The following is an 18,023-nucleotide window of genomic DNA, read 5'->3' on the forward strand; positions in this document are numbered from 1 at the left end:
AAATTAATTAGATATCACATTATGGCTAGATATAATTTACTCCTTCCGGCGATGGGCGAAAGTGTGTCTGAAGCAACTATAATAAATTGGGTAAAACAACCTGGTGATATAGTAAATGTCGACGATATCATCGTAGAAATTGCAACAGACAAGGTCGACTCTGAAGTGCCATCACCCGTAGCCGGGAAATTGATTGAGCAGCGCTTTCAACATGACGAAGTGGTTCAAGTTGGAGAAGTCCTTGCCGTTTTGGAGATGGAGGGGGATGATGAAGAATTGGCGATGAGTGCAGCCACATTAAATGAGCCTTTGATAGAAGAGAAAATTCCTTCTACTAGCACGGAAATTCCGGGGCTGCAGCAATTGGTAACGGATGATCGGGTGAAGGAAGAGGAACCGGTAGGGGATGCGGGTCGTTTTTACTCACCCTTAGTTCGCAATATTGCCCAGGAGGAAGGCATATCAACAGACGAACTTGAGCGTATTCAAGGTACGGGATTGGATGGTCGTGTCACTAAGCAAGATTTACTGGATTATCTGGCCAGGCGGGCTAGTCAAACTGATCAAGGGGGGCAGGTTTCCGATGAGGGAGTAGGTTCTCCTAATCCGCCCGAGCCTGTGAAAAATATCGAACCGGCAGCGGTGAGCGTTTCGGGAAAGGATGAGATTATTGAAATGGATAGAATGAGGCGGCTTATTGCTGAGCATATGGTTCATAGCGTACAAACAGCTCCGCATGTTTGCTCATTTGTAGAAGCAGATGTTACCAATTTGGTGAATTGGCGAAATAAGATCAAAGATAGTTTTCAACAGAGAGAAAATGAAAAGCTCACTTTTACGCCTATCTTTATCGAAGCTGTCGTAAAAGCAATTAAAGATTTTCCCATGATTAATATTTCGGTGAAAGGTACTCAGATTATTAAAAAGCATGATATCAATATCGGTATGGCGACAGCCCTGCCAAATGGCAACCTGATTGTACCTGTCATTAAAAATGCGAAGGATTTAAGTTTGGTGGGAATCACGAAATCGGTTAATGATCTGGCTTTTCGCGCTAGAAATAATAAATTAAAACCTGACGAGACCCAAGGAGGTACTTTCACCTTAACTAACATAGGTTCTTTCGGAAATGTAATGGGAACGCCTATTATTAATCAGCCACAAGTGGCTATTTTAGCTGTAGGGACGATCACGAAAAAGCCGGCAGTTATTGAAACTGAATTTGGGGATGTCATAGGCATTCGGCACATGATGTTTTTATCTTTGTCTTATGATCACCGCGTGGTGGATGGTGCCCTGGGCGGCATGTTTGTACGGCGTGTAGCGGACTATCTGGAGAAATGGGATATGAGTAGAACGGTTTGATTCGTTGCTTGTTAATCGTTGTTGGTTGTTCGTTCTAGCAGGAACAACCAGTAACCAATAACGAGTAACCGGTAATTAACAACTAGTAACAAATAACTAGTAACAAATAACTAGTAACGAATAACTAAATAAAGCATTAGATTTTTCTAATATTTTATTCATTCCGACAAAATTTTAATAGCTTTGATAATTGATTTGTGCAAACGGACTTAAATTTTATTAGGTTTGTTTGGCTGAAATAGAGACTATGATGTTAAGTTCAATTTTATTATTTCTCAATATAGGTGGATCTGAAATGATGCTGATTTTATTGGTGGCATTGTTTCTGTTTGGAGGTAGAAAACTTCCGGAATTGGCAAGAGGCTTAGGCAGAGGGATTCGAGAGTTTAAAGATGCTTCCGAATCTATCAAAAAAGATATTAACGATCAGATTAATAATTTCGGAAAAGATCTGGATGTTTCGGATACCGGCAGCCAACAGGAAACTACCCGGACGAAGGCGCCAACCGAACAAGTGGATGATTATAGTGATGGGGGGCATCGTCAACCCGAATACTATGGCAGTCAAACCAATTATTACGGCGGTACCTCTGCCGATCCAAGTCCATCGGGAAATTATAGTCCCATAGCTTCCCCTTCAGAGGATACTTCAGCAAAGCCTGAAGAAAATGAAAATAAAAATAAGGATCAACAAGCATAAAGCCCTACATAAGGGCTTTTTTTATATCCTCTTTCTTTCCACCTCCCTTGCTTCTTAAAGTAAAATACCTCAATTTCGCAGCAGTAAAAAACCGAGCCTAATAAAGGTAAGGTAAAACAAAATATCTATTAATCATGCTAACACACGAACAGCGTATTGCCAGCGATCTGTCTTTAATGATAGACAGGTGCGGACTACCATTCAACTTTTGGACGAAGGGGCTACCGTTCCATTTATTTCGCGTTATCGGAAGGAATTGACAGGTAGCTTGGACGAAATACAGGTGGCAGCCATAAGAGATCGAATAGGGCAGCTACGCGATCTTGATAAGAGACGTGAAGCGATTATCAAATCACTTACCGAATTAGGCAAGCTAAGCCCCGAGCTGCAAAGCAAGCTGGAAGAAGCAGAAACGATGGCTGTATTGGAAGATATCTATTTGCCGTACAAGCCAAAACGAAAAACCAGAGCTTCTGTAGCTAGAGAGAAAGGCTTAGAACCATTGGCGGATTGGTTGCTGAAACAGGAACAAAGTAGCGTCGAAGATTTTGCTGCAACTTTTGTTAATGACGAGAAAGGCGTAAGCTCTGTAGAGGAAGCTTTAGCGGGGGCACGTGATATATTGGCGGAAACAATTGCCGAACATGCGGAAACGCGCGCTCAAATGCGTGATTTTTTCATGGAAAACGGCTCTTTTGCTTCTAGAGTAGTGCCCGGTAAGGAGGAAGAGGCCATCAAATATAAAGACTATTACGAGTGGACAGAACCTCTAAAAGCGGCCCCTTCTCATCGCATATTGGCTATGCGACGTGGAGAGAAGGAACAAATGCTGTATTTGGATGTTGAAGTACCGGATGATGAGGCAATCGCGCTTATCGATAATCGTTTCGTTATGAATGCAAGTCCTGCCGCTTTACAAATCCGTTTAGCCGTTCAAGATAGCTTTAAGCGTTTGCTTAAACCATCTATGGAAACAGAAGTTCGTTTAATTACCCGCAAGCGCGCAGATGAGGAAGCGATTCGTGTTTTCGCCGAAAACGCCCGCCAATTATTGTTAGCGGCTCCTATGGGAAGTAAACGGACATTAGCTATTGACCCTGGTTTTCGGACGGGTTGTAAAGTCGTCTGCCTGGATGAACAAGGGAAATTGCTTACCAATACTACGGTTTATCCGCATAATGGCACTGCAAAAGAAGCTGAAGCTGCTCACCAAATCCAGCTGCTCGTAAAACAATATCAAATTGAAGCGATTGCTATTGGAAATGGTACGGCTGGTAGGGAAACGGAAGATTTTGTTCGAAAATTGCAAATACCGGATGTGATCGTCGTGATGGTCAATGAAAGCGGAGCGTCCATTTACTCAGCCTCCGAAGTAGCGCGAGAAGAGTTTCCGGATTATGATATTACCGTTAGGGGAGCCGTCTCCATTGGCCGCCGATTGATGGATCCTTTGGCAGAATTAGTGAAAATCGACCCCAAATCAATTGGCGTTGGTCAATACCAACACGACGTTGATCAAAATAAATTACAGGAATCGCTTGCAGATACCGTTATAAGCTGTGTAAATGCGGTTGGAGTGGAACTGAATACCGCTTCAAAGCAAATCTTAGCTTATGTTTCCGGATTAGGTCCGGCACTGGCCCAGAGCATTGTTGAATACCGGAATCAACATGGCGCTTTTAGAAGGCGCGCTGATTTGAAAAAAGTGCCGCGACTGGGTGAAAAAGCCTTCGAACAAGCAGCTGGGTTTTTACGTATCAGAGGAGCAGAGAATCCCTTGGATGCAAGTGCAGTTCACCCCGAACGTTATGCATTGGTAGAAGAGATGGCTAAAGACTTGGGGCATGAGGTGAACAGCTTATTAAAGGACGAGAAGCTAAGAAAAAGTATTCCCCTGAATAAATACGTGTCAGAAGAAGTCGGTCTACCAACGTTGAATGATATTTTAGCCGAGCTTTCTAAACCGGGCCTCGATCCGCGTGAAAAGTTTGAAACGTTCTCCTTTACAGAAGGCGTTAATACGGTAAATGACTTAAAAGTAGGGATGAAACTTCCGGGAATCGTTACCAATATTACCAACTTCGGGGCTTTTGTCGATATCGGTGTGCATCAAGACGGCTTAGTGCATTTAAGTCAAATGGCTAATCGCTTTATCAAGGATCCAAATGAAGTAGTAAAAGTACATCAGCAGGTAGAAGTGACGGTTATCGAAGTGGATGCAAATAGAAATCGGATTTCTTTAAGTATGAAGACCGAAGAAAAAGCACCACAAGCTAAAAAACACGACCGCAAGGGCGTCAAGCCGGAAAAACGTCAGTCGCCTGAAACGGATATGGCTGCTAAGCTAGCTGCACTGAAAAGCAAATTTTCTTAATAATGTTTGGAAAAACCACTACTTTCGTGTTGCATGAACATACAAAGTAGTGGTTTTTTTAAAAACTATAGCAATATCCTTTTATTGCTATTAGGCATCATTATAGGAAGCCTGGTTGGGCTTTTTTCTCCCGACTTTGTTGTTCACCTAAAACCTATCGGTGATATTTTTCTTAACCTACTTTTTACAGCAGTCATTCCGCTTATCTTTTTTGCGATTGCATCGGCCGTGGCGAGTATCGATCAAGGGCAAAAACTCGGACGTATTTTGTCGACCATGATGCTTGTCTTTTTGATGACGATTATCATTGCAGCGGTTTTCACTATCTTTTGTGTCTGGCTGTTCCCCCTAGGCAACCAACTTGCTGATACAACACATGCCAATGTATCCCTCAACAAGGGAGACCAAGAAAGTTGGGGAGAACGCGCCGTTTCTTTTGTGACGGTGAACGAATTTAACCAATTACTTTCGCGTGAGCACATGCTCGCGTTTATCATCTTCTCTTTTTTAGTGGGTATAGCTGCATTGCGATCGGGAGCCCCGGGCGAGCCGTTTCGTCGGTTCCTTTCTTCCGGCAATGAAGTAATGAAAAACCTGTTGGTTTATGTGATGAAATTGGCTCCTGTGGGTTTGGGTGCCTATTTTGCTTATCAAGTAGGTACTGTTGGGCCGCAACTGTTCGGACTGTATGCGAAGCCTATGGCTGTTTATTATGCCGGCGGACTGGTTTATTTCTTCGTTTTCTTTAGCATTTATGCATTTATAGGAGGAGGAGGCCGCGGTATTAAACTTTTCTGGCGGAATAATATTTTGCCATCGCTTACTGCAATTAGCACCTGCAGCAGTATTGCTGTGATTCCACCGAATTTGGATGCAGCCAAACGGATTGGCATACAAGAGCCTGTGGCAAATGTAGTGATACCGCTCGGGGCGTCATTGCATAAAAATGGCTCGTCCATGTCCTCCATCATTAAAATTGCGGTAGCTTTTGCGTTGATGGGTAAGCCTTTTATGGAACCGGGAACTTTATTGTTAGCGATTGGCCTAACGGTTTTGGTCAGCATCGTTGCCGGCGGCATCCCCAATGGCGGATATATTGGAGAGATGCTCATGATTTCAGCTTATCATTTACCGATCGAGGCAGTGCCGGCTGTAATGATTATTGGCACATTAGTTGACCCAATGGCTACCTTGCTGAATGCTACGGGGGATACCGTCGCGGCGATGATCGTAGATCGATGGGTCAAACAATAGGCTGTTGACTTAGGACGATGATACTTACGTCCTATGCCTTAGCCCTGTATTAAAATCTGTTCACTTTGTTCATTTTCAGTCTTTTTGTTGTTGCTGGTAGTTTAATCTCTATTTTTAAGTAGACCTAAATGATTTTTGAAGATGGAATTTTCAGAAGATGTGCTTCACTATATCTGGAAGTATCGTTTGTATAAACACATTAACCTAACAACAAAAAGTGGTAAGCCGTTGATTGTTCTATCTCCCGGAATACTCAATAAAAATGCAGGACCCGATTTCGAACATAGTCGATTGATTATCGACAAAACCGAATGGGCCGGCACCATAGAGTTGCATCGAAGATCGTCTGATTGGTATGTGCATCAACACCAACAGGACGGTGCTTATAATAATGTTATTTTGCACGTTGTATACGAACATGATAAAGAAATCAGGCTACCGGATGGCACCATTCCTGAGACTTTGGAATTAAAACCCATTATAAATAATGAACTATTGGCCAAATACAACGCACTCATGCAGAGTACAGCTTGGATCCCCTGTCAGCAATATATGCCCAACATTGACTCTTTCATAATAGAACAGTGGCTGGAACGATTGCTGACCGAACGTTTGCAAGAAAAATCCGATGATCTGCGTAAACTTTTGATAGAGAAGAAAGACGATTGGGAAGAAGTAACTTATGTTTTATTGGCACGGAACTTTGGTTTCAAAGTGAACGCAATGCCTTTTGAACTTTTAGCAAAAAATACTCCTTATAAGCTTATTAATAAAAACCGGCACCAGCCAAAAATGATTGAAGCACTTTTATTTGGTCAAGCCGGTTTATTAGAAAAAGACCATTTTAATGATCCTTATCCCAATGCTTTAAAACAAAATTATAGCTATTTACAACGTCAGTATTCATTAACTCCTCTTCCTGTTTCTGTATGGAAATTTCTCCGTATGCGGCCTGCTAATTTTCCGACGATTCGCTTAGCTCAATTTGCCGCATGGTGTGCTCGCGAGAAGCACTTATTTTCAAAAATCCTTACATTGAAAAGTGTTGAGCAGTTTCGGTGTCTTTTTCAGGAGTTGCCTATTCACGATTACTGGTGCGAACATTATATCTTCGATAAGATAACCAAGAAGCATAATCCAAGCCTCGGATTGAATTCTGTTGATAATATTATTGTGAACACAGTCGTAACAATTTTGGTCGGCTATGGCAAATATGTTGGAAAAGAGACGTATCTTTACCGAGCAATTGGTTTATTGGAGCAGCTTGCAGGTGAAAGAAATCGTGTCATGAACCAATTTGAAGAGTTAGGGCTTCAAGTTAAAACCGCAGCGGTTTCGCAAGCTTTGCTGCAATTGAAGCATAAATACTGCGATCGATATAGATGTTTGGATTGTGGAATCGGGTTACAAGTATTTAAACAAAACAGGACGTTATGATACAGCGCATAATGGTTTTTTTTGAACAACGCTCTTTTGGGGTATGTGCATACCTGGGAGAGAAGTTAGGTGTTTCTATCTCGAAAATTCGCCTTTTCTTTATTTACTCTTCATTTTTAGCCGTGGGATTTCCTATCATCTTTTACTTTCTAGCAGGAGTTGTACTGGATGTGCGCAATTTTGTTAAGCGCATGAGGCATCGGCTGTGGGATTTTTAAAAGACCGTTTTCGTTCCGCTTTTTCCTCTTCTTAGCTTAGTATCTTCGCTATTTCTATATAACCCTTATCAGCGGCTAGGTCAGCTGCCGTTTTTCCAAAGTCGTTTTTGATATCCACCAAAGCACCGTTCTCCAGCAGTAAGATGAGCATTTCAATATTTCCGTTCTGAGCGGCAATATGCAATGGTGTAGTTCTGGCTGCCTGTAATACATTTACCTCTGCGCCGGCTTCCACCAGCATTTTGGCAATGTCATCAAAATTAGCACTTATGGCAGCATGAAGCGGATAAACTTGATAACCGTTTTGCGATGCTAGATTTGGGTCAGCTCCCTTTAAGAGCAAATAACGAACAATTTCTATGTTACCGAAATGCGTAGCCATACCTAAAGCCGTAAAACCGTGTTCGGAAAATGCGTCTAACAAGCCGGGAGATTCCTCCAATAACTCATTTACCACCTCCGTTAAACCGGCGGCAGCAGCTTCCCAGATCGTGATTTCTTGAATATGCTGCAAGATAATTTTTACAATCTGGCTTTTATTGTAATAGCAGGCCAATAGGAGGGGCGATATCTCATGGCTGGTTTTTTGTTGACATAGGGCCGGATTGGTATGCAGTAAATTATCTATAGCTGCAGCGTTTCCTGATTCTATATATTCTTCTAATAGCGTTAGGCTCATCTTGTTCCCCTTAAATTATTCTATTTTGCAAACCTAATATAAAAATCATTATTACAAAACTTCAAAAAGCTAAAATTATTTTCGCTAGAACGTAAGTTTTTGTTTGTGATGTAAATATAATGCGTTATTTTTGTACTGCCTTGCTTAAGGCATGTTTTTCATAGGTAGATGTAGGGTCGGATACTTGTATCCGGCCCTTTTTAAGACTTACACGGATTTTTACCTTACATTCCGATATGTTTAATCGAAAAGGAATTCTGCTTTCAGTCATTGCAAAGTTCATGCTTTTGTACTTTGTACTAGCTGTTGTTCCTTTAGATTTCTATCATCACCACGACTTATCGCTGTCGCCAAAGCCAAAAAGCGCAACTTTTAGGATTAACCATCATACGGAGCACACGGCGAGTCTTTCTTCTTATTGTTTGATATGTAACTTACATATCAATCAAAAGTACGATGTGCCGATATTTAGTTTTAGATTCATACTCTTTGCTAAGTTGACTTATCAGTCATTCGGTCTTATACATTTTTCTCATCAACAGTCCATTCAGGACATTACCTCAAGAGGGCCTCCTTTGCTTACTTAACAGGTGCAATATAAAAGAGTACTTTCTCTATAGGTTAATTTTTTCATTATCATGACTATTGTCATGCATTCCATTTTTATGTATAAGTTCATCACCATGCTGTTTGCATGTTTAATGCTCAGCAGTTATAAAAGTTATTCGACGGAAACAATAGCCGTTGGTGGAAAAGTAATAGATGCGACAAGCAAACAGCCTTTGTCGGGGGCGACTATTACGATTCCCGATTTACGAATTTCTGTGCTCACTGATCAATCCGGTATGTTCAGTTTACGAAATGTTCCGGCGAGGGGTAGTTTTTTAATAGAGCTTAGATTTATTGGCTATGAGACGCTTACGCGTGTTATTGACCTTTCTAAAGAAAACGATTGGCAATTTGAGTTAAAGCCAACACTTATAGAAACGCAGGAGGTGGTTGTTACCGGTACCCTTTCTTCCGGTAGCAATAAAAGAAATAGTACAACAGTGAACATCCTCAATAAAGATAAGTTGCTGCTTCCATCGAGCAACATTATCGATGCAATTGCCAAAAGTCCGGGTGTATCGCAGGTAAGCACCGGCCCCTCGATTTCAAAACCCGTCATAAGGGGTTTAAGTTATAATCGCGTAGTGACCATTGACAACGGTATCAAACAGGAAGGACAGCAATGGGGCGATGAACACGGAATCGAGATTGACCAATTCAAAGCAAATCGGGTGGAAGTATTAAAAGGGGCAGCCTCTTTGATTTACGGTTCAGATGCCTTAGGAGGTGTTATTAATCTTTTGGAGCCCATTCCTGTTCCTGAAGGAGAAATAAGTGGAGAATTTCTAACAAACTACTCCACAAACAATGGTCTTGTCGGATCATCAGTTATGTTGACGGGTAATCAGAACGGTTTCGTTTGGAGAGGTAGAGGCACTTATAAAAATGCTTATTCATTTAAAACACCTGTGGGCTATTTTCCCAATTCCGGTTTTAATGAGACAGATTTCAGTGGTATGCTGGGCCTGAATAAGTCGTGGGGATATACCCACCTCAACTTTTCGAGTTTCCGGAATAATATAGGTTTTTATGAGCCTGCGTTCGATTCAGAAGGCAATTATGTGGACGAAGAAGGAAACCGCTTCTTTCATGACGACTTTAAGAGCAGGACTTTACAGTATCCTAAACAAGATATTCGCCATTACAAAATATCATTGAATAATAACTTACTCATCGGAACAGGTAACTTAAAACTGAATCTGGGTTTTCAACGAAACCAACGACGGGAGTTAGAGGACGGGCCCGACCCTTCCCTTTATTTTAATTTGGACACCTATACCGGTGATGCGCGCTATTATATTGGGCAGAAAAATGGTTGGGAACCGGTTTTTGGCTTCAGTACGGAAATTGGACATAGCGAAAACCGAGGGGAGGAATTTTTAATCCCTGCTTATGACACGTATGGCGTAGGAACCTTTGCCTATATTAAAAAGAACTGGGAAAATAGTACTTTTAATGTAGGCGTTCGTTACGATTTCCGTAAAAATATAGGAAAGCCGTTAGAGCAAAATGGAGAATCGCTGTTTCAACGTTTCAGTAATCAATTTTCTAATGTGAGCGGAGCCATCGGCTTTACGCATCAATTTACAGAGAGACTCAATTTCAAAGCCAATGCGGGTTCTGCTTTTAGAGCGCCTAATCCAGCCGAATTGGGATCAAATGGCGAACATGAGGGCACTTTCCGTTACGAAATTGGAAATCCGGATTTGCAACCGGAGAGGAGCTACCAGGTAGACGCAGAATTATCTTACGACGGGGATTTTGTGAATGCCAGCGCCACGCTATACAATAATTATATACACGACTTTATTTATGCTGCCCACCATGGCGAATTCATTGATAATTTGCCTGTTTATCAATATGGACAGGTCAATGCTAATTTGTATGGAGCGGAAGCAAGTCTGATCTTGCATCCCGTTCATTTCATCCATTTTGAGAATACTTTTGGCTATACACATGCGCAGAATACAAGCATGAACAGGCCCTTGCCATTTATTCCCGCTGGAGTATTGCGAAATGAGTTACGATATGAACCGGAGATTAAGCATTTGCAGGAACCTTTTCTTTCGGTTGGCATGGCTAACTATTTTGCACAGAATCGCGTAGATGAAGAGTTTGAGACACCTACAGCAGGTTATACCTTGGTAAATGCAAGTGTAGGAGCCACCTTTTTTGCCGGAAAGCAGCCAATCAAATTTTATGTATCGGCTAATAATTTGCTGAATAAGAAGTATTATGATGCTTTAAGCAGGTATAAACCAGGGCGATTAGATCAAAGTGATTTGAACTTAGGTGTTTATAATCCGGGCAGAAATATTACATTTGGCGTGTATCTGCCCTTTGTGCTTAAACATAGTAATTAACGATCAAATGGATAGATGGATAGAAGGAGCTCGAGAGCTTTATACGAGCTCCTTCTATGAAAATCAATTAATGATCGTGCCCCACAGCATGAAGCTCAAAGGTCAATTTTAACACATCCTCTCCGGCAAATCTGCTAGCATAATCGTCATGATTCCAGTCAATGCGTTCAATCTTTCCTTTAGTTGTATTGTCTGAGAGTTTTCGCAGTACATAAGATACATCGGTATCTGCGCCTTCATTCGCTTCGCCCAAAGTAAAATAGGCAAGAATACCGGTTGTTTCGTATTTACCGTTTACTTTGGTGCCGTCACCGTACGTTTGTTCCCTTGGTTGAAAAAGTGCCCCATTTTCGGCCTCACCCGTTTCCGGATTTAAGGTGAAATTACCACCGACTATAAAAGCTTTGTAAAAGTCGGCTACTGTTTTGCTTGTAAGAAATTCCTCCTGTACTTCCTTGCCTTCGCGATTATAGGCATAAAGTTGCAAACGATAGACTTTGTGGGGGTCTAAATGAATATGGCCACTTTTGGCAACACCAAACTGATCAAACTCGATGGCAACACTATCTTTTTCCCCGGTGATTTCTGCGAGATCATGAAAGTGATCACCATGAGCATGTCCACTAACTTCAATGAAATCCAGACGAGCGGATACAATCGCGTTGGGATCTTCCGGAATCACGGGGTCATCATCTTTACTACAGGCATTGAAAATAAGTGCAAAGGCGACAAGCAAATACGATAAGTTTCTTAATTTGTTCATAAATTGTTTTTTTATTTAAAAATATTAGTAAAAAAGAAATATAGAGTGCATAAAATAGCCCTCCCTTTAAAAAGGGCTATCTTGTTTTCAATCTTTTTAGTTCAACCGGTTTATTTACTCATGGTCGTGTCCTTCATCTACCGGATGCAATTCAAAGCTTTTATTGAAATCGTCCGATCCGCCCGCTTCACGATAGTTGGGACTGTTCCAGCTTTGTGCGGCAGGCTGCGACTTGTCCAAGCCATGTCGCAACACAAGTTGCAAATCAAAGCCCTCTGATGCCTTGTTAACCGTGAAAACACCTTTAAATCCTACTCGGTTATCAGTGTAGGTATAGTCGAGCACGTCAGCGGGTGCTCCGAGGAAAAACCACTGATGTTCATTTTCGCCGAATTCGGCCGTTGTATTTTGCCCATTTTTGAACATGGCAATATCCAATTGGTATTGCTCGCCGGCATGTAGATGCACATGTGACGGGTAAGGCCGGTCGCTACCTCTTATAAAACGTACCTGCAGGGTGTCGCCTTCGGCATGGAATTCATCATCATGATAATGGCCCTCGGTAAATGTTAAGATCGTACCGTCATATTCTTCCTGGTCTATTTCCGGAACAGGATCGTCTTTCGAACAGGAACTGAAAGAAACCGCTGCTAAACTTACAGCAGCAATCATAAAATAGTTACGTAAAATGTACATGTTTGTAGAGATTAAAAATTAAAAATTAAAAAATGTAGTTTAGCTTCAAGGTGACATTCCGTCCCATATCATGTGCGTAGTACCGAAATCGGTTCATGTATTCTTTGTATTCCTTATTGAGCAAATTGTTTATACCTAGTTGAAAATTCAAATCCTGTTGGTTGAAGCGAAAGCCAAGGCCTCCCATTACATTCAATAAACCATAAGCAGGAGGTGGCGGTGCAAAATCCGTATTTGGTTCGTACCGACTTTGCCGAGTCACAAATTGATGTTGCACTTGTATAAATGTATTATTGAGATGTCGCTTTTGGCGGGATTTCGTCCATCGCAGGGCATTTTCTACTCGGTCAGAAGGTATCCAGGGTAAATAGTTCTTCCGACGAGTGTCTTTTGCTCTGACAAGCGAGCCCTTGATTGTATAGCGGAAGTTTTCGGTCAACTGATAGCTGCCAGTTAAATCAAGCCCCCAAAAGAGGGCATTCGTTTGTTTGTAGTGAAAAACAGGGAAAGCCCCTCTTAAGCTCTCCCAAAATTCGCCGGTAGACTGTAAGTAGATGTAATTTTTTATATAATGGGCATAAGCGTCTAATTCAAGATCAAAGTCTGGTAATTGAAATTTTACGGCATTCATCCATTTTAAACCCTGTTCACTCTTGAATTGATCGTTGCCAATTTCAACCGCTGCAGTTCCATGATGTAATCCATAGCTAAACAGTTCACTTACCGATGGTGGCCGCCAGGCTAGGCCGATATTGGATTGTACATCTAAGCTCTTATGAACATGCCAGGTAGCTCCCAGTGAGCCTGAAAAATTATGGAAGGTTCGCGTACCGGCGTAGTAGATTGAGTCTAGACGATAACCCGCCGCATCGAAATATTTGTAATCATAGCGTATGCCCGCTTCTATTTCGTACGTTGGCTTTACCCACCTTTCTATTATAAATAGCCCTGCATTATAACTATCATAATTCGGAATCAAGGGGGTAGCGAAAGTGCCCGGGATGTTGTTATTTACTTGCATCGCCAGATTAACACCGATAATACTTCGTAAGCCGTTTTCTTTTAGGTGGTCGTAGGTGATATCCAAATTCTGAGAAGTAAGTTCCAGATCGAGCGACGGAATGCCCGTGCGTCCGCCTCGCCGAATGTCGTACTCTTTACGCAAGTTCCTTTGCAATCCATATTGGATGTCCATTTGGGCACCGTTTGTGAAATCCCGGTGGGCTTTTAGCTTCAGTAGGTCGTGCTTAATCTCTTGCCGCGGAGCCTCTATGGTGTGCGAGAAAGGATAGGTAATGAACGGTTTGCCATTTTCAATACGCGATTGCAGATCTTCCACGCTTCCTATATGTGAACCGTTGAAAATACCTAATTCTGTCTCGAAATGACTATAATAAGCCTCGAACTGTGTCGAACTTGTCTTATATCCTAGAGACGCTGAATAGTTAATTTCTTTAACACCGGTATTATTAAGATAATAATCAGCCGATTTGATGTCACCAAGTCTCTTAAAACTACCCTGTGCGCGCCAGCTAAAGCCCGGTATTTTTTTTAGACCACCATTTAACATAGCCGATGTGATGCCACCGCGACCGTTACTTTGTCCTACCACATCAATTTCTCCATGAATTTCCGGGTTTATCGGTAAGGTCGGAGGCTCAACAATGATAACGCCTCCAATAGCCTCTGCACCATAACGAACTGATTCGGCTCCCTTGATAACGCGGATATTCTTGGCAACGAAAGGATCTATTTCGGGTGCATGCTCATTTCCCCATTGCTGTCCCTCTTGCCTGATGCCGTTATTAAGCATCAGGATGCGGTTGCTGTGCATCCCATGGATAACGGGTTTCGCTATCGTAGCTCCGGTTTGCAACATAGTCACACCTGGGATCTCCTTGAGCACTTCCGCAAGCACACCGCCTTTGCTTTCCCTTAACTGCTGCTGAGTAAGCGAATTTACGACGGATGTAGTTTTCAGATTGTTTTGGTGCCCAACAACCTCGACGTCGTGGAGTACTATGTCACCATGCTTTAAGGCGATATGAAGGGTTTCATTCTTTGTTATGTTCAGCGTCCTACTTGTCTTTTCAAAGCCTAAGCTTTCGAAGCTAAGTGTATAGGTGCCTTCACAAAGCGAAGAAAGCCTATAAAAGCCATGGCCATCGGTCTTTACAGTTCTATTGGCCGGCATGATGCGAACCGTAGCGCCAGCAAGTGGTAATTGTGTGTCCGAATCGATGAGACGTCCGTTAATCATAAAATTGCAATCATTGTTTTGCGCGTAGCCTATATGACTACATAAAAGCAAAAGCAACCAGGTAAACTGCTTTTTAATAAACATGAATATGAAAGGTTTTAGCTTGTTTTGATGTGATCAAAAGCAAGAGACAAAGAATTGCTCCAATACATTTAGCTTATACAAACGCATTTGCTTCTTTTTACAGGAAAAATCAGCATTATAATGGCTTTGCTTTTGCTAAGAGAAGAGCTGATTAGGCCAATGGTGGCCCTTTATTGAAATAGCTGGATAGGGGAATCTCAAATGGTATAGCTAGATCCAAACGTTGAATCAGTATAGGTTTGCTCCTATATACTTCACTTAACGTGAAAAGCTGACCTGGCAACTGTTGGCCTTGTTTGACATGTAGGTAATCACATATCTTACAATTGATTTCCTTTTTAACTTGAAAGGAGGTATGGCTTGTTTGCTTTGTATTGTCATTATGATGGTAAGCATGTATTAATTGCACGCCTTGTATGTAACCTATTGTTACAAGCAAGCAAAGCGCAATTAGCCTATAGATGCTTTTTAATGACAATCCTTCTACCATTTACTGCAAAAGTAGCATAAATGCAGCTATATTGCAAGTTCGAATAACATTATCTAGGCACGAGGGTGAAATTCGATCATTACCGAGCGAAGGTAGTCCCGATCTAAATGGGTGTAAATTTCCGTAGTACTGATGCTTTCATGTCCAAGCATATCCTGTACAGCACGTAAATCAGCTCCACCCTCTATGAGATGTGTTGCGAAAGAATGACGGAAGGTATGTGGGCTGATGGTTTTTTTTCAAGCCAACTTTTATCGCCAATTCTTTGATAATAAGGAACACCATTACACGGGAAAGGGGAGAGCCTCTTCTGTTCAAAAACACATAATCTTCCATTCCTGGTTTTTGCGGCCCCTCTTTCCTTGTATGTTGCAGATAAATCTGTAAATGTTTGATAGCTGAATGTCCAATGGGGATGAGCCGTTCTTTGTTGCCTTTTCCGGTTACGCGAATAAACTCAATCTCCAAGAACAGATTAGAAATCTTTAAATTGACAAGCTCGCTAACCCGTAATCCGCAGCTGTAGAGCACCTCTAACATCGCCTTATTGCGTAGCCCTTCCGGTGTCGAAAGGTCGATAGCACCTATAAGCGCATCAATTTCCACAATACTCAATGTATCGGGCAGTTTCCTGCCCAAGCGCGGTGCTTCTATTAAGGCTGCTGGGTTGTGCTCCATAGCTCCTTCCAACGTTAAATAATGATAAAAGGTTTTGATGCCGGATAAGACCCGTGCCTGCGAGTGTGCAGACATTCCAAGCGAATAAATCCATTCCAGGAAATCACGAATATCTTGCGTGAGGATCGCATTGGGATCCTTTTTATGACTATAAAGTGCGTGCTGGCGTAACTTCTCTACATCATGCAAATAAGCTTCTATCGAATTTTTTGCGAGTGAACGCTCTAACCTTAGATATTGCTTAAAATCCTTAATTGCTGATTCCCAATCCATTTTGTTTTTCCTCTATTCAATAGAACGATTTCGGGCTAAGTTAAGAAAAACAAAAGCACAAAAAATGATAAAAATATTTGCGCTGTGTTGGTTTATTATATATCTTTGCCTCACTAAAAACGGTGGTTTTAGCTCAGTTGGTTAGAGCGCCTGATTGTTGGTTCAGGAGGTCGTGGGTTCGAGCCCCATATTCCACCCTCACAGGCCAAAGAATTCAAAAAATCTTTTTGCCCATTTTTTTTTGCTTTCCACACACTGATTTTATTTCTTTGAAGTCCCTACCGTCGATATCTCCCATTAGGAGTAATTCTCTCGCTCTCACCAATTTGTTGCTTTCTTCAGTCAGTTCTTTGGCTAAAACCGTTTTTCGTTCCTTGTTTTCTGCGGTATCAGTGGCGTAAGTATCCAAAATTACCATCCTGAACAATTCGGTTATCTTGTGATTCGGAACCAGCAGTTTCAGTTCAAATCTCAGCATTTTGGCATCAATGTGGACCTGATGCAACCTTTCACCTTTGCTGTTCGTCATATACTCACAAACTATTACTAATAGATTAAAAACATTATAACTTGAACCTATGCTTGTCACTACGTCCCTAAGCCCAACGCCTGAAAGAAGCTATTGGATTGACTACCTTCGGTCAACACTTACGTTACTGGTAGTAGCACACCATTCCGCCATAGCCTACGCTACATTCGGGTGGTTTAGTAGGGAAAGGTACATTGAGTCCACAAGCCCCATTGTTGATCTGCATAACAATATCGGCTTAGATATTTTCATAAATTTCAATGATATCTTCTTTATGTCACTGATGTTCCTCATTGGTGGTTTATTCCTGCCCGGGAGTCTGAAAAGAAAAAGCAGGGGTAAATTCATCAGCGATAGAACGCTCCGGCTTTTTTTGCCGTTTATATCCTTCGGCACATTGCTGATGTTGATTGCCTATTTCCCTTCCTATTATCTAGCCACCGGTGACACAGATCCCGCTAAATATATCAAAGATTTCTTTACCCATCAGGGTTGGCCGGCTGGTCCGACGTGGTTTATCTGGATGCTCTTTGCGTTTAACATTATTTTCCTATTTGTCTTCCCATGGTTCAAACGATGCAGGTTTCTTTCCGGTGAATATTTAGAAAGGATGGGCGGCAAACCCTTTTTGGTTTTTCTGATCCTCTTAGGTATTTCCTGGCTACTCTACGTTCCGATAGCATATTCTGTCGGTGCAGGTACTTGGAAGGGGTTGGGTCCGTTCGACTTTCAGTACTGCAGACCGTTGCTATACCTAGGATATTTCCTGATGGGAGTCGCACTGGGTTCGGGTAATTTTGAAAGGACCATATTGGCAAAAGACTCGATATTGGTAAAAAGGTGGCGGCTTTGGACCATAGCCTGCGTAGTTTCATTTGTTGTATTAACGCTCGTATCACCCTGCCTGACATCATTGGTCCGCAACGGATCTATTCGGGAATTGCCCGCCTGGATGATCTATTTTACGCTGTATCTCTGCTCCTGCACCGCCAGTATTCTGGCATTTGTGACCGTATTTCGCCGTTTTGCAACAAAGCATAACAGTGCCATGTCTTTCCTGTCCAAATACGCGTTCCTGGTCTATCTTACCCATTATGTTTTCGTAAACTGGATCCAGTTCCTACTATTGGAAATTGAGCTGAATGTATGGATCAAGTTTATATTGGTGTTTATGGGCTCGGTGTGTTGCAGTGTGGGAGCAAGCTATTTACTGAAAAGAGTCCCCCTTATTGCGAGATACTGGTAAAATAC

12 protein-coding genes, 1 tRNA gene and 2 pseudogenes are annotated in these 18,023 nt (G+C 41.9%); 9 read left to right on the forward strand and 6 right to left on the reverse strand.

The genetic code is table 11. From position 1 onward, the window contains the following. Positions 1–21 precede the first annotated feature (21 nt). The 6 genes and pseudogenes from QT327_RS18580 (at position 22) to QT327_RS18605 (ending at position 7,348) form a co-directional block, all read left to right on the forward strand. Positions 22–1,365 carry a dihydrolipoamide acetyltransferase family protein gene (locus QT327_RS18580; RefSeq protein ID WP_130857044.1) on the forward strand — a complete coding sequence of 448 codons (1,344 nt, stop codon included), beginning with the start codon at positions 22–24 and terminating at the stop codon, positions 1,363–1,365. A 247-nt stretch (positions 1,366–1,612) separates the two neighbouring features. Next, on the forward strand, positions 1,613–2,065 hold the full coding sequence (locus QT327_RS18585) for a Sec-independent protein translocase subunit TatA/TatB (protein ID WP_165447022.1): 453 nt from the start codon (positions 1,613–1,615) through the stop codon (positions 2,063–2,065). A gap of 134 nt (positions 2,066–2,199) precedes the next feature. Continuing rightward, positions 2,200–4,439: pseudogene (locus QT327_RS18590) on the forward strand (Tex family protein). Positions 4,440–4,472: 33 nt separating this feature from the next. After that, positions 4,473–5,693: a dicarboxylate/amino acid:cation symporter gene (locus QT327_RS18595; protein ID WP_130857047.1), complete on the forward strand. Its 1,221-nt coding sequence runs from the start codon at positions 4,473–4,475 to the stop codon at positions 5,691–5,693. A 141-nt stretch (positions 5,694–5,834) separates the two neighbouring features. Continuing rightward, the gene (locus tag QT327_RS18600; RefSeq protein WP_130857048.1) at positions 5,835–7,130 is read left to right on the forward strand and encodes a DUF2851 family protein; all 1,296 of its coding nucleotides are present in this window, start codon (positions 5,835–5,837) and stop codon (positions 7,128–7,130) included. Further along, on the forward strand, positions 7,127–7,348 hold the full coding sequence (locus QT327_RS18605) for a PspC domain-containing protein (RefSeq protein WP_013665816.1): 222 nt from the start codon (positions 7,127–7,129) through the stop codon (positions 7,346–7,348). Before QT327_RS18600 ends, QT327_RS18605 begins: the two co-directional genes overlap by 4 nt. Before the next feature lie 31 nt (positions 7,349–7,379). Here the strand turns inward: QT327_RS18605 and QT327_RS18610 are convergent, their stop codons facing one another. Further along, positions 7,380–8,027 carry an ankyrin repeat domain-containing protein gene (locus tag QT327_RS18610; RefSeq protein ID WP_013665817.1) on the reverse strand — a complete coding sequence of 216 codons (648 nt, stop codon included), beginning with the start codon at positions 8,025–8,027 and terminating at the stop codon, positions 7,380–7,382. Between the two features lie 665 nt (positions 8,028–8,692). Between QT327_RS18610 and QT327_RS18615 the strand changes: the two genes are divergently transcribed. Beyond that, a complete protein-coding gene (locus QT327_RS18615) occupies positions 8,693–10,999 on the forward strand; it encodes a TonB-dependent receptor (protein WP_246860264.1) in 2,307 nt (768 codons plus the stop codon). A gap of 67 nt (positions 11,000–11,066) precedes the next feature. Here QT327_RS18615 and QT327_RS18620 read toward each other — a convergent pair whose 3' ends face one another. From QT327_RS18620 to xerD, 4 genes and pseudogenes are all read right to left on the reverse strand, one after another. Further along, entirely contained in the window at positions 11,067–11,762 is a 696-nt protein-coding gene (locus QT327_RS18620) for a hypothetical protein (protein ID WP_130857051.1), read from the reverse strand. A gap of 114 nt (positions 11,763–11,876) precedes the next feature. Beyond that, positions 11,877–12,458, reverse strand: coding sequence for a hypothetical protein (locus tag QT327_RS18625; RefSeq protein ID WP_130857053.1), 582 nt, complete (start codon positions 12,456–12,458; stop codon positions 11,877–11,879). A 25-nt stretch (positions 12,459–12,483) separates the two neighbouring features. Then, a complete protein-coding gene (locus QT327_RS18630; protein WP_149105401.1) occupies positions 12,484–14,802 on the reverse strand; it encodes a TonB-dependent receptor in 2,319 nt (772 codons plus the stop codon). A 543-nt stretch (positions 14,803–15,345) separates the two neighbouring features. Continuing rightward, a pseudogene (gene xerD, locus QT327_RS18635) lies at positions 15,346–16,243 on the reverse strand (site-specific tyrosine recombinase XerD). A gap of 121 nt (positions 16,244–16,364) precedes the next feature. Here xerD and QT327_RS18640 point away from each other — a divergent pair. Then, positions 16,365–16,441: transfer RNA gene (locus QT327_RS18640), tRNA-Asn, on the forward strand. Between the two features lie 16 nt (positions 16,442–16,457). On the opposite strand, the gene QT327_RS18645 is transcribed toward QT327_RS18640, so the two are convergent. Beyond that, positions 16,458–16,772: a hypothetical protein gene (locus QT327_RS18645; protein ID WP_289553672.1), complete on the reverse strand. Its 315-nt coding sequence runs from the start codon at positions 16,770–16,772 to the stop codon at positions 16,458–16,460. Between the two features lie 49 nt (positions 16,773–16,821). Here QT327_RS18645 and QT327_RS18650 point away from each other — a divergent pair, with 49 nt between their 5' ends. After that, positions 16,822–18,018: an acyltransferase family protein gene (locus tag QT327_RS18650; RefSeq protein ID WP_289553673.1), complete on the forward strand. Its 1,197-nt coding sequence runs from the start codon at positions 16,822–16,824 to the stop codon at positions 18,016–18,018. Positions 18,019–18,023 lie beyond the last annotated feature (5 nt).

This window comes from Olivibacter sp. 47, from assembly GCF_030372825.1.
GTDB classification, from domain to species: Bacteria; Bacteroidota; Bacteroidia; order Sphingobacteriales; family Sphingobacteriaceae; genus Olivibacter; species Olivibacter oleidegradans.

Bases quoted from the DNA above. Each gene is read 5' to 3' on its own strand.
- QT327_RS18650 (WP_289553673.1), top strand. From the start codon at position 16,822: ATGCTTGTCACTACGTCCCTAAGCCCAACGCCTGAAAGAAGCTATTGG.
- QT327_RS18605 (WP_013665816.1), top strand. From the start codon at position 7,127: ATGATACAGCGCATAATGGTTTTTTTTGAACAACGCTCTTTTGGGGTA.
- QT327_RS18595 (WP_130857047.1), top strand. From the start codon at position 4,473: ATGAACATACAAAGTAGTGGTTTTTTTAAAAACTATAGCAATATCCTT.
- QT327_RS18585 (WP_165447022.1), top strand. From the start codon at position 1,613: ATGATGTTAAGTTCAATTTTATTATTTCTCAATATAGGTGGATCTGAA.
- QT327_RS18645 (WP_289553672.1), bottom strand. From the start codon at position 16,772: ATGACGAACAGCAAAGGTGAAAGGTTGCATCAGGTCCACATTGATGCC.
- QT327_RS18615 (WP_246860264.1), top strand. From the start codon at position 8,693: ATGTATAAGTTCATCACCATGCTGTTTGCATGTTTAATGCTCAGCAGT.
- QT327_RS18580 (WP_130857044.1), top strand. From the start codon at position 22: ATGGCTAGATATAATTTACTCCTTCCGGCGATGGGCGAAAGTGTGTCT.
- QT327_RS18600 (WP_130857048.1), top strand. From the start codon at position 5,835: ATGGAATTTTCAGAAGATGTGCTTCACTATATCTGGAAGTATCGTTTG.
- QT327_RS18620 (WP_130857051.1), bottom strand. From the start codon at position 11,762: ATGAACAAATTAAGAAACTTATCGTATTTGCTTGTCGCCTTTGCACTT.
- QT327_RS18625 (WP_130857053.1), bottom strand. From the start codon at position 12,458: ATGTACATTTTACGTAACTATTTTATGATTGCTGCTGTAAGTTTAGCA.
- QT327_RS18630 (WP_149105401.1), bottom strand. From the start codon at position 14,802: ATGTTTATTAAAAAGCAGTTTACCTGGTTGCTTTTGCTTTTATGTAGT.
- QT327_RS18610 (WP_013665817.1), bottom strand. From the start codon at position 8,027: ATGAGCCTAACGCTATTAGAAGAATATATAGAATCAGGAAACGCTGCA.